The 12,175-nt window shown below is 66.7% G+C and carries 12 protein-coding genes; 9 read left to right on the top strand and 3 right to left on the bottom strand.

Annotated elements, in window-relative coordinates; genetic code table 11:
* The first annotated feature begins 23 nt into the window (after positions 1-23).
* From ACW179_RS08485 to ACW179_RS08450, 8 genes are all read left to right on the top strand, one after another.
* Complete coding sequence (locus ACW179_RS08485) at positions 24-767, top strand: hypothetical protein (protein WP_492063859.1); 744 nt, start codon at positions 24-26, stop codon at positions 765-767.
* Complete coding sequence (locus tag ACW179_RS08480) at positions 764-1,288, top strand: type II toxin-antitoxin system VapC family toxin (protein ID WP_492063858.1); 525 nt, start codon at positions 764-766, stop codon at positions 1,286-1,288. The genes ACW179_RS08485 and ACW179_RS08480 overlap by 4 nt, the downstream gene beginning before the upstream one ends.
* Before the next feature lie 221 nt (positions 1,289-1,509).
* Positions 1,510-2,448 (top strand): ribose-phosphate pyrophosphokinase, encoded by a 939-nt coding sequence (locus ACW179_RS08475; protein ID WP_492063857.1) that lies wholly within the window; start codon positions 1,510-1,512, stop codon positions 2,446-2,448.
* 113 nt (positions 2,449-2,561) lie between these two features.
* Positions 2,562-3,515 carry a hypothetical protein gene (locus ACW179_RS08470; protein WP_492063856.1) on the top strand — a complete coding sequence of 318 codons (954 nt, stop codon included), beginning with the start codon at positions 2,562-2,564 and terminating at the stop codon, positions 3,513-3,515.
* Between the two features lie 111 nt (positions 3,516-3,626).
* Positions 3,627-4,835, top strand: a complete 1,209-nt coding sequence (locus ACW179_RS08465; protein ID WP_492063855.1) for a hypothetical protein — start codon at positions 3,627-3,629, stop codon at positions 4,833-4,835.
* A gap of 144 nt (positions 4,836-4,979) precedes the next feature.
* Positions 4,980-5,573, top strand: a complete 594-nt coding sequence (locus ACW179_RS08460; RefSeq protein ID WP_492063854.1) for a 50S ribosomal protein L25/general stress protein Ctc — start codon at positions 4,980-4,982, stop codon at positions 5,571-5,573.
* Positions 5,574-5,677: 104 nt separating this feature from the next.
* Positions 5,678-6,295, top strand: a complete 618-nt coding sequence (gene pth / locus ACW179_RS08455; protein WP_492063853.1) for an aminoacyl-tRNA hydrolase — start codon at positions 5,678-5,680, stop codon at positions 6,293-6,295.
* 42 nt (positions 6,296-6,337) lie between these two features.
* The gene (locus ACW179_RS08450) at positions 6,338-6,859 is read left to right on the top strand and encodes a SixA phosphatase family protein (protein ID WP_492063852.1); all 522 of its coding nucleotides are present in this window, start codon (positions 6,338-6,340) and stop codon (positions 6,857-6,859) included.
* A 105-nt stretch (positions 6,860-6,964) separates the two neighbouring features.
* Here ACW179_RS08450 and ACW179_RS08445 read toward each other — a convergent pair whose 3' ends face one another.
* Positions 6,965-7,444 carry a molybdopterin-dependent oxidoreductase gene (locus tag ACW179_RS08445; RefSeq protein WP_492063851.1) on the bottom strand — a complete coding sequence of 160 codons (480 nt, stop codon included), beginning with the start codon at positions 7,442-7,444 and terminating at the stop codon, positions 6,965-6,967.
* 31 nt (positions 7,445-7,475) lie between these two features.
* Complete coding sequence (locus ACW179_RS08440; protein WP_492063850.1) at positions 7,476-8,084, bottom strand: LysE family translocator; 609 nt, start codon at positions 8,082-8,084, stop codon at positions 7,476-7,478.
* Between the two features lie 94 nt (positions 8,085-8,178).
* Between ACW179_RS08440 and ACW179_RS08435 the strand changes: the two genes are divergently transcribed.
* The gene (locus tag ACW179_RS08435; RefSeq protein ID WP_492063849.1) at positions 8,179-9,558 is read left to right on the top strand and encodes an aminotransferase-like domain-containing protein; all 1,380 of its coding nucleotides are present in this window, start codon (positions 8,179-8,181) and stop codon (positions 9,556-9,558) included.
* A 165-nt stretch (positions 9,559-9,723) separates the two neighbouring features.
* Here ACW179_RS08435 and ACW179_RS08430 read toward each other — a convergent pair whose 3' ends face one another.
* Positions 9,724-12,024, bottom strand: a complete 2,301-nt coding sequence (locus ACW179_RS08430) for a TonB-dependent receptor (RefSeq protein WP_492063848.1) — start codon at positions 12,022-12,024, stop codon at positions 9,724-9,726.
* Between the last annotated feature and the right edge of the window lie 151 nt (positions 12,025-12,175).

The following is a 12,175-nucleotide window of genomic DNA, read 5'->3' as shown; positions in this document are numbered from 1 at the left end:
ACTTGGAGAAAAGGAGGGTCATCATGTCGAGCAACGAGTACACCTTCCGGATCGACGTGTTCACGCCGGACACCCTGCCAATGGCGCGCCTAGCCGAATATATGGCGGCTCTCGCTGATCTGATTGGGCACAAGGAAGGCACACATTTCGCGCGGATAGATGAGGGCAGCGCTCGCCTTATCAGTCGGGTCGAAGAGCAAGACGCGCCGAAGGTGCAGCGCCGCCTTGAGGCTGTGACGAGCACCAACCCGCCTCAAGGCACGGCGAAGGCTTTCAAAGCCCTCGACGACATGCTTGCCGAAGACAATGCCGTGGGTGAAGTCATCGGACCGGAGGGTGCGGTCATCATTCCGTTTCCGGGCCGAACACGTCCAAAGGCGCTGACCTTCCCCGCGTTCCGGCAGGATGGCTCGATAGACGGGCAGATCGTCAGCATCGGAGGGCGTGATAAAACCGCTCATGTAACGCTGCAGGACGATAGGCTCACCTACACCAACATCGACCTGAACCGCGATGTGGCGCGAGACTTGGCAAAGCACCTCTACGGAACGAAAGTCCGTCTCTTCGGTAGCGGGCGATGGGAGCGTCACCCCGAGGGCGCTTGGAAGCTCTTGGCGTTCAATGTTGATCGCTACGAGGTACTTGATGATGCCCCTTTGGGGGATGTCCTCGCTGATATCCGGTCGATCCCGGGCGGCAGCCCTACGGGCAAGAACGCCTATGACGAGCTAATAGCCTTGCGGGTTGACGAGGGCGAAATTCATTGATCGTCCTCGACGCGACTGCCTTCATGCTTCTGGTGCATCCAGACGCCAAGCCTTCAACAGATCCCCAAACTGGAGCACCTGTGAGTCAGGTGCGCGAACGGTATGCGTTCTTAGAGCAAGAGATACAGCGCTCCGGCGAAACAATCCTCATTCCAGCGCCGGCGCTGGCGGAAGTCCTCGTTGGGTTAGAAGACGCCGGTCCTGCCGTGATCGAGCGGCTGAGCCGGTCCTCGCGGTTCAAGATTGCAGATTTCGATACAATGGCGGCCGTCGAGTTGGCGGCAATGACCCGTGAAGCCAAGCGTGCCGGCGACAAAAAGGGCGGCTCAGAGTCTCCTTGGCAAAAGGTCAAGATCGACCGCCAGATTATCGCAATCGCACGAACCCGAGGCGCGACAACGATCTATTCCGACGATGAGGGGCTCGCGAAGTTCGCGGAAAACGTCGGGATTCAGGTTGTGCCCAGTTGGTCGATGCCTTTGCCGCCGGTCGACCCTCAGCAGGGGTTATTCGAAGAATAGGCCACAAGCGCGTTGGTAGTGTCGCCAAGGCTCGAAACACACCCCAAGCACCCCGCCGGCAACCCAGCCTTCACCTGCAACCGCCAGAACCAGCCGCTGATCGCCAAACCCGAAAGCCACAAACCGTCGCAGTTCCGTCATACGGGCCGTTAAGGTCTTGCCCCGGGGCCGATCGCTGCTAGAAGCCCCGCAACGCGACACCCCTCAGCCCGAGCGCCCCCATGAAGCTGCTGTCCGGCAACTCGAACCGCCCGCTGTCCCAGTCGATCGCGGAGTATCTCGACATGCCGCTGACCCGCGCCCAGGTGCGCCGGTTCGCCGATCTGGAGGTTTTCGTCACCATCGACGAGAACGTGCGGGGCGAGGACGTCTTCGTCATCCAGTCGACCAGCTATCCGGCCAATGACAACCTAATGGAGCTGCTGATCTGCATCGACGCCCTGAAGCGCGCGTCGGGCAAGCGGATCACGGCCGTGCTGCCCTATTTCGGCTATGCCCGTCAGGACCGCAAGACCGGCGGCCGCACGCCGATCTCGGCCAAGCTGGTGGCCAATCTGATCACCCGCTCGGGCGCTGACCGGGTTCTGACCATGGATCTGCACGCTGGCCAGATCCAGGGCTTCTTCGACATCCCGACCGACAACCTGCTGCCCTCGCGCCTGCTGGCCGAGGACATCCGCCGCACCTACAAGGTCGGCGAAGACCTGATGATCGTCTCGCCCGATGTCGGCGGCGTGGTGCGGGCCCGCGCCCTGGCCAAGCGGCTGGGCGACGCGGATCTGGCCATTGTCGACAAGCGCCGCTCGGGCCCCGGCCAGTCTGAGGTGATGAACATCATCGGTGACGTCTCGGGCCGTCGCTGCATTCTGTTCGACGACATCGCCGACTCGGCCGGCACCCTGTGCAACGCCGCCGCCGCCCTGGTCGCCAATGGCGCCACCTCGGTCAGCGCCTATGTGACGCACGGCGTGCTGTCGGGCGCGGCCGCCGAGCGCGTGGCAAATTCGGTGCTGACCGAGCTGGTCGTTACCGACTCCATCGAGGCGTCCGACACCACCAAGGCCTGCGCCAAGATCCGCTATGTCTCGTGCGCGCCGCTGATCGGCGAGGCCATCCGCCGGATCGCCAACGAGGAATCGGTCTCCAAGCTGTTCGACTGATCCTGCGGTATCGGTGCTGCGACATGACGCCGGCCGATCAATGATGGCTTCTTAACGCCCGCTGGGCTAGCGTTCGGCGTGTTCCGGCCAGGAACCACGCTTGGGGAAGCGCTGTGCGGGGTAGGGTTTTCAGAACGTTCGGGCTGGCGCTGCTGGCGCTGGTCGCAGGTTCGGCGGGGGCCGACGAGCCCTTTCGCCCAACCCTGCCCGAGCCGCTGCTGGCCGAGGCCGCTGCGTTCCAGAGCTATATGACGCAGGCCCAGACCATCCCTCTGGCCTTCAAGAACGGGGCCGAGGTCGAAAAGGCCCTCGAGGTCGCCGGCGGCTATCATCACGAACAGCTGATGCGCGGCGCAGTCGTCGCCGGCGCCGTGGCGGCCCTGGGCGAGCCCAGCTTTGTGGAAGGCCTGCGGGCCATTCCCGCCGACCGTCGCGCCATCCTGGCCGACATGATCGCTCGCAACCCCTGGATCGTCGTCAGCCTGGCCGGGGCGCCCGCCGCTGCGGCCCGGGTCGACCTGGCCGTGGGCGGTCCTGCCGCGCGGCTGGCCAGCAACGGCGCGGCCGTCAAGCAGTCGGCCTACGACATGCAGAAACAGGCGTGGTCCAAGGAGGTCTCGCCCCATCACCCCGAACTGCTGAAGACCGCCCGCACCCTGTCGGAAACCGCGCGCAAGGCCACGCCCGAGGAGATCGCCGCCTTCCGGCTGCTGCTGGAGGCCCCTGCCCCAGCGGCTTCGCCCACCGCCGGCGGTCCCCGCACCTATTCGCGGCTGACCCAGAGGGCGCTGTCGGTGGCCGCCATGACCGCACTTGGATCGTCCAGGGACGAGAACCTCGACCTTCTGACCTACGCCATGGCCGAGCCCGACAGCGACCAGTGCCTGCGGATGGCCAAGCTGAACCTGTTCCAGTGCCTGGCCGTGGCCGGGCCGCGCTATGAAGATGTCTTCTGCCTGGGCCAGCACCTGATCATCGACACCGGCCAGTGCCTGGTGAAGGAGTTCGGCGGCTCTGCCCCCGCGCCCGCGGCAACGACCCTGGCTGCGCCCCCGGCCGCCCACTGAACGAACCCACGGCCACGCTCGTAAACGACCGGTTAATGGGCTAACCGCCACATTGTTGTCCGGCGACGCGTATAGCGACGCCATCATTGCCTCAATCTGGATAGTCGACGGATGCTTATTGTTCCGCGCGCAAACCGCGCGCCACAGGTCATGAGCCATGGCCTGAAGGCGTCGTTCCTGGCCGTGATCGTGGCCACTACAATCCTGGCCGGCTGCAGCACGCCGCCGCCCCCTCCGCCGCCGCCCGTCGTCGTCGCCCCGCCGGTTGCGCCGCCGATCAACCTGTCCAGCACCCTGGTCGAGCGGGCCAGCGCCTTTCGCGGCTATATGGCCCGGGCCGGCGCGATCACGCCCAATTTCGAGAATGGCGACCAGATCCAGACCTCGCTGAAGGTCGCCGTCGCCTATGAGCCAAAGGGCCTGCTGCAGGGGGCCACCGCCTATGCCGCCGTGATCGCCCTGCAGGATCCTGTCTTCGTCAGCGACGTGCGCAGCTTTGCCGCCGATCCGGCCCAGCGCCAGCAGCTGATTGCCCAGCTGATCGCCAACCCCGCCTACGCCGTCGGGTTCAAGGGCTCCGACACCGCCGCCGGCCTGATCATCGACACCCTGGGGGCCGAGGGCCTGCGGGTGCTCACCGCCGGCAAGGCGGTCAAGCAGGCGGCCTATGACGTGCAGCGCTCGCCCTGGTCCAAGGCCGTGGTCGCCGACCGCGACGCTCGCCTGGCCTATGCCAAGACCCAGTCGGCCATCCCAGCCCTGGGTGAGACCGCAGACGTCGCCCTGTTGCACCAGGCCTCGATCGGGGCCCAGCCCCTGAACCTGCCTCGCCCGGCCCCGCCCCCGATCCCGGTGCCCCCGGCTCCGGCACTACCGACCGACACGTCAACGCTCCCGACGCCCCAGCCCCAGGCGAACCGCGCCGCGCCGCCGCCCTACCAGCCCCTGGTCGTGCGCGGCCTGGCCGTGGCCGCCCTGGCCGCCCTGGGCGCGGCCGGCGACGCCGACCTGCCGACGATCGAGGCCGTGATGGCCGAGTCCGGCTCGACCTCGTGCCTGAGCATGGCCAAGCTGAACCTCTATCAGTGCCTGGCGGTCTCCAAGCCGCACTATGAGGACGTCTTCTGCCTGGGCCAGCATGTGCTGATGGACACCGGCCAGTGCGTGATCAAGGCCTCGGGTGCGCCCATGCCGGTGGAGCCTCCGCCCCCGCCGCGACCGGTGGTAGAAAAGACCAAGATCTCGAACGGCGGCGCGGGCCGCAATTCCAAGAAGGCCAAGGCCGCCGCCACCGTCCGCAAGGCTCCCGCCAAGAAGTAATCGGGACTGCGACGGGGCAAAGATTGCATAGGCTGCCCCTTCCGTGTATGGACCGCCCCTTCCAAAACGTCGTCCGAGCGGGGCAATCCGGTCCTGTGCGGCGATCACCTGTTGGAGAGCAAGGGCTCTCCGGAGAGAACGACCATGGCTGACATCATTCTGAACGTCGAAATCCGCGCCCGCGCCGGCACCGGCGGTGCCCGCGAAACCCGCCGCGCCGGCAAGGTCCCCGGTGTTCTGTACGGCGGCGGCAAGGCTCCCGTGAACATCGCGGTCAAGAGCAACGAATTCCGCAAGGCGCTCTACACCGGCAAGCTGCTGGGCCACCTGGTGACCCTGCAATATGGCGAAGAGAAGCAATCGGTCATCGCCAAGGCCGTGCAATTCCACGCCGTCACCGACGAGCCGGTCCACTTCGACCTGTATCGCGTCGACGAGCACCAGCTGATCAAGATCGAAGTTCCGGTTCACTTCAAGAACCAGGAAACCTCGGTCGGCCTGAAGAAGGGCGGCACGCTGGAAGTCATCCGTCACACCGTCGAGCTGGCCTGCCCGGCCGACAAGATCCCCGAAGAACTGGTCATCGACCTGGCCGGCCACGACATCGGCGACGTCATCCGCATCTCGGAAGTGAAGCTTCCGGAAGGCGTGAAGCCCGCCCAGGACCGCGACTTCGTGATCGCCAACCTGAAGGCCTCGGCCGCGTCGCAATCGGACGAAGGCGACACCACGGCCTAAGGGTCCTGGTCGGTCAGCCGATCTGATATCGAGACGGGCGGACTTTCGGGTCCGCCCGTTTTCGTTTGGGGGCCCACCCCCGCAAAACCACCAGGACTGCCGCCATGCTGATCCTCGCCGGCTTCGGCAATCCCGAGCCCAAATACGAGAAGAACCGCCACAATGTCGGGTTCATGGCCATGGACGCCATCGCCCGCAAGTGGTCGACCGGCCCGTGGCGCGCCCGCTTCCAGGGCCTGGCCTGCGAGGGTCAGGTGACCACCCCCGGCGGGGCCGTGAAGCTGCTGCTGCTGAAGCCCAAGACCTATTACAACGAGAGCGGCCGCGCCGTGGGCGAGGCGATGAAGTTCTTCAAGCTCTCACCGACCGACGTCATCACGTTCCATGACGAGATCGACCTGGCACCCGGGCGTTTCCGCATGAAATCGGGCGGCGGGGCGGCCGGCAATAACGGCATCCGATCTGTAACCAGCCAGATCGGCGATACCTTCCGGCGGGGCCGCATCGGCGTAGGCCATCCTGGCGACAAGTCGATGGTCATGCCCTACGTCCTGGGCGATTTTCACAAGGTCGAGCACCAGTGGCTGGACCCAATGCTGGACGCCATCACCGACGCCCTGCCCTTCGCCGCCGCCGGCGATGACGAGCGCTATCAGGCCGAAGTGCTGCGCCTGGCGCCGGCCCCCAAGGCCGACCCCCGCAAGGCCCGGGCGGAAGACTAGCGCCGGCTTGTCCAGTCGCGGCCCCACCGCTACCGTCGGCCCATGATCCGTCGCCTCACCGCCACCGCCCTGTCGCTCGCCCTCATGGCCTCGCCGGTCCTGGCCCAGACGGTGGTCATCGTCCGGCACGGCGAGAAGACCGGTCCCAGCGGCGATGTCGACCTGTCGGTGGCCGGCCTGGCCCGCGCCCAGGCCCTGGCCCAGAGTCTCGCGGGCACCAGGCTGGCCCTGATCCTGGCCACACCGCTGAAACGCACGCAGCAGACCGCCACACCCGCCGCCCAGGTCGCCGGACTGCCCGTGATTCAGGTCGTCTTCGACGGCGGTGACGCCGCTCACGCCCAGCGCGTCGCAGACCTTGCCCGCAAGGCCCCGGCCGACGCCACCGTGCTGATCGTGGGCCACAGCAACACGGTCGCCGGCATCGCCGCCGCTCTGGGCGACACCGCGCCAAAGGCCCCCAGCGATTGCGAATACGACCAGATGACGGTGCTGACCCTGAACGGCACGGCCCCGCCGCGCACGGTTCACGCCCGCTATGGCGTGGCGACGGCGGCCTGCTGAGTTTTCTAGAGCGGGTGATCTGATGGGATCAGATCACCCGCTCTAGTCTTCTGTTTTCACGCGCGTTTCATTCCGAAAACCGGTTCCCACTTTTCGGAACGCGCTCTAGAATCCCGCCTTCACCTCGACCGACACCACGGCACGTGGCGAGCGCGAGGGGCGCAAATCACCGTCGACCACCACGCGGTAGGGTCCCTCGCGGGCATCCAGCGGCTTGCCGCTCACGGTGTCGGCCAGGATCACCGGATTGGCGCGATAGACGGGGTCGGTTTCGGCGATCGAGAGGATGCTGGAAAAGCCGTCAGCGGCGCGGATCACCACCACCTGGTTCAGATAGCGACCCATCAGCCGCTCGCCCGAGACCACGCCGGCCTTCAGCAGGGCCTCGTGCAGGAGCGCGCCTTCGTAGACGACCTTGGCACCCTTGACGGTGATGGTCGCCGTGGCACGCGGCAGGGCCTTGATCTCGGCAGGCGTCAGGACCACCGAGTCTCGCCCCGCCACCGTGACCTTCAGGTCCTGGGCCAGGGCGGGAGCGGCGATCAGGGTCGCGGCGGCGAGGGTCAGGGCAAGGAGGGTGCGCATGGCGTCAGGGTGGCGCCCTCGCACGCTGCTGTCACCCCGGCTTGAACTGGTGGAGCAGCGGATAGAGCGACGCCACCAGCAGCACGGCCATGGTCACGTTGAAAGCGCGCAGGGCGGCGGGCTTGTCGAGGAAAGGCCGCAGTCCCTGACCAAAGCCGGCCCAGGCGGCGCTACACGGCATACCCACCAGCATGAAGGTTCCGGCCACCACCAGCACCGCCAGTGTGCCACCGCCTTCGGGCGTATAGGTGGTCACCGCGCCCAGGGCCATGGCCCAGGCCTTGGGGTTCAGCCACTGGAAGCCGGCGGCCTGCAGGAAGGTCATGGGCCGGCCGCCGGCGCTCTTGTCGGTCACGCCCCTGGCGGTGCCGATCTTCCAGGCCAGCCACAGCATATAGGCCGCCCCCGCCCATTTGAGGATGTCGTGCAGCACCGGCACCGCCCGAAACAGCCCAGACAACCCCCAGCCCATGGCCACCACCATCACCGCCAGGCCGACGCTGATCCCCAGGATATGCAGGATCGTGGCGCGAAAGCCGAAGTTCGCGCCCGAGGCCAGCAGCATCATATTGTTGGGGCCGGGCGTGCCGGCGGTGGCGAAGGCGAACAGGACAAAGGCGAGCAGCAGGTCGGGGGTCATGGCGACGCTCCAGGTTGGAGAATGTCACCGTGATGTTCCCGATTGCTCCATGAGTCAAAACAAGTATTGTCATGGTGACAATTACGGAGCCACCATGACCTCCTGGTCCCCCGCCCTGCCCCAGGGCGACGCGCCGATCTATGAGCGGCTGGTCGAGGCCCTGCGGTCCGACATCGCCTCGGGTGCCCTGGCCGCCGGCCAGCGCCTGCCGCCGCAGCGCGACCTGGCTCACCGCCTGGGCGTGGGGCTGGGCACCGTCACCCGCGCCTATGTCGAGGCCGAGAAGGCGGGCCTGGTTGCGGCCCATGTCGGACGCGGCAGCTTTGTGCGCGGCGCAGCCGGCGAACGCTCCGCGCTCGACGACGCTGGGCCGATCAACCTCTCGCAGAACATCGCCCCGTCGGGACCGGCCGCCCAGCGCCTGTCCGAAACCCTGGGCAAGCTGCGTCGGCGCAATGATCTGGCTGACGTGCTGGACTATGCCCCCGCCGCCGGGTTCGAGCGCCAGCGCCAGGCGGGCGCAGCCTGGCTGGAGCGCACGGGCGGCCTTGCAGGCGCTGATTGGACCCGTCTGGTCTGCTGCGCCGGTGCCCAGCAGGGCCTGGTGCTGGCCTTCGGCGCGGTGGCCCGGCCCGGCGACACGGTGCTGTGCGAGGCCTCGACCTTTCATGGCGCCCGCGCCCTGGCCGAGCACATGGGCTATCGGCTCAAGGGCGTGGCCATGGACAGCCAGGGCCTGATCCCCGAGGCGCTGGAGGCGGCCGTGCGCGAAACCGGTGCCAGGGCAGTGTTCCTGCTGCCCACCCTGCAAAACCCCACCGGCCGGATCATGGGCACCACGCGCCGTGACCAGATCACCGCCGTGGCCCGCAAGCATGACCTGTGGCTGATCGAAGACCACGTCTATGGGATCTACGCGCCTGACGCCCCGCCGCCGTTCGCGGTGCTGGCTCCCGAGCGCACCTTTTACGTCTCGGGCGTATCGAAATCCCTGGCTCCCGGCCTGCGGGCCGGCTTCCTGCTGGTCCCGCCGGGTGAGGCTCTGAAGCGGGTGCTACGCGCGGTCCGCGCCCTGGCCTATGCGCCGCCGGGCCTTGGCGGCCTGATCGCCACCCAGTGGATCGAGGACGGCACCGCCGACCAGATCGCCGCCGAGATCCGCGACGAGATCACCGCCCGCATGACCCTGGCCCGCCAGATCCTCGACCCGGTGATGGAGACTCCCGCCGGCCCCAGCGCCCCGCACCTGTGGCTGCCGATGCCCGAACTGGACGCCGAACGGCTGGCCGGCCGCGCGCTACGCTCCGGCGTCGAACTCACCCCGCCCGGCGCCCCGGTGGTCGAACCAGGCCTCGAAAGCGGCGTGCGCCTGTGCCTGGGCGCGGCGCGGGATCGGGACGAGTTGGAGCGGGCCCTGCGGATCGTCGCAGCTGCAGCGGCCGGGACAGACGAGCGGTCGCGGGGGGTGATCTAGCGGGGGTGATGGCTCCTCTCGGAACCCTCTTCAAAGCCGCACTTCCCCGCGCAAGCGGGGACCCAAGCTGAGCTAACCGAGCCTTTGCCGGACACTCGGCTTGGATCCTGCTTACGCGGGGAAATGCGGAGTCGGTGTTCGATTCCGAACCCTTCGGCCTTGGCTCTAGAACTTCCGGCTCAGGCTCAGGCCCCATTCGCGCGGTCGGCCAAAGCTGGCTTCCTTCAGGCCAAAGCCGCTGGAAGCGTTGCCTGACACCATGTAGCGCTCGTCCGAGAGATTGGAGCCGAACACCGCCACCTGCCAGAGCTGGTCAGCCGAGGTGTAGCCAAGCCGCGCGCCGTAGAGGTCATAGGCCGGTTGGGTCAGGTCTCGGTCATTGGCCACGTCGTTATAGACGGTGCTGTAGTGGGTCCAGTCGACGCGGGCGACGATCCGTCCGCCGACCGACAGTTCGCGGGAATACTCGATCCCACCATTGGCGGTCCATTCCGGCGCCTTGACGAAGTGGGTCGCCAGCGTGATCGGCAGCAGCTGGCCGGCAGCCAGGCCTGAACCAACCTCGGTATATTTGGCGTCCATGTGGCCGATACCGAGGTTGAAGCCCCAGTTGACCGTGGGGCGGGCCTGCAATTCCAGCTCGACGCCCCGGACCTCGCCCGCCGCGGCGTTGGCCACGAAGTTGCGCGGCGTCTGGTTCACCGTCACCTGGATGTCCTGATAGTCGCTGAAATAGCCGGCCAGGTTCAGGATCAGGCGGCGGTCGAACCAGGCGGTCTTGGCCCCCAGCTCGTAGGTCAGCAGGGTCTCGGGCTGGTACTCGGTGACCTCGGAGGCGTCATTGAGCGGCCGGGCGTTGAAGCCGCCGCTTTTGAAGCCCTTGCCGGCCGAAGCGTAGAACAACACGTCCGGCGTGGCCTTGAACTCGACGCCCACCTTGGGCGTAAAGGAATCCCACGAACCGCCCCGGGTTAGCTGGGCGATGATGACGCCGTCGCGGATGCGGCGATGGTCGAGAACATAGTCCTTCTCGTCGCGGTTGGCCCGCACCCCGACCGTGGCGCTGAGCCGCTCTGTGAGGCTGTAGCTGCCCTGGGCGAACAGGGCATAGGTGGTGCTGGTGACCTTGGTATAGACGGCCGCTGAGGGACTGAAGGGCGGGGGCGATACACCGGCCGCCAGTCCCAGGGCCAGTTTGGCATAGCCGGAGTCGGTGCCGCGTTCCTGGAAGGCATAGGCCCCGGCCACCCAGGTCAGTTTGTCATCAAAGGCCTCGCCATTGAACTGGAACTCCTGGCTGTATTGGGCCTGGACGTCATGGTTGAAGGTCTCGCGGAAGGTGAACGGCGTATTGTCGCCGTCACGGGCGAAGGTCGCCTTCAGGCCACGCACGGCGGTGATGCTCTTGAACCCGACGGTGCCCAGGTCCCAGTTCACGGTCGCCGAGGCACCCCACAGGTCCAGGTCGTTGACATTGGGACCCGTGCCATAGGTCGTATACGGATCATTGGTCAGGAACGAGGTGTTGAGGGTCCTGGCGCCGTTGGGCGCAGTGATCCCCAGGCCCGGCGCGACGAAGGTATTGAAGTTGGCCATGAACGGCCCGACCGCGAAACCGGGAACAGCGCCGATCACCAGCAGCTTCTGCGGCGCCGAGTTTTCGCGGGCGCGGGTGTAGTCCGCCGACAGGTCGACGGTGACGTTGTCCGAGGCTTGCCAGCGCAGCTGGGCGCGGGCGGCAGTGGCGTTGCGATCACCCAGGTCTTCACCGGTCAGCAGGCGCTTGCCATAGCCGTCGCGCGTCAGTCGGGCCGCTGACACACGCACAGCGACCTTGTCGCTCAAGGGGATGTCGACATGACCCTTGATATCGCGGCGATCCAGGCTGCCGATCGTGCCCTCGACCTTGCCGCCGAAGTCTTTGCCCGGCTGGGCCGTCGAGATCACGACCGCGCCGCCGATGGTGTTCTTGCCAAACAGCGTGCCTTGCGGGCCGCGCAGCACCTCAATCCGGCTGACGTCGAAGGCATCCATCGTGCCGCCGATCGAGCGGGCATAGTAGACGCCGTCGACATAGACGCCCACGCCGGGGTCGCTGAAGATGGCAAAGTCGTTCTGACCGACGCCGCGGATGAAGACCGTGGCGTTGTAGTTGCCGCCGCTCAGGGCCGCCGCGCCGTCGAAACGGATGCTGGGCGCGAACTTGGCGATCTGATCGACGCTTTCGACCCCCCGGTTTTGCAAGGCTTCGCCCCCGAGGGCCGTGACGGCCACGGGCGCGTCCTGCAGCCGCTCCTCGCGGCGACGTGCAGTAACGACGACCTCTTCGATCTGGGCCGTGGCGTTTTCCGGGGACGTGACCTGGGCGTAGGCCGCCGTCGAGATGGTTTGAACTCCGGCGGCAGCGGCGCAAGCCAGCAGCCCCCCGGCCCGCAAGCGGCCGGAGACTTTCCCAATCCTGGGCATCGGTTTTCTCCCTAGTCGTCCAGATCCGATGAGCGAAGGCGCTCTCGAACTTTGTTTGTTATGCGTACTAACTATTTCAGATCATAATTGTATGCCGGACACAATCGGGCTCTTGGGAGGCGGTAGAATTCCGATAACAATGTTGCGCCAC

This window comes from Caulobacter sp. AVps18, assembly GCF_058681425.1.
The sequence above is the reverse complement of the archived record's forward strand: the minus strand, read 5'-3'. Positions and strand labels throughout refer to the sequence as shown.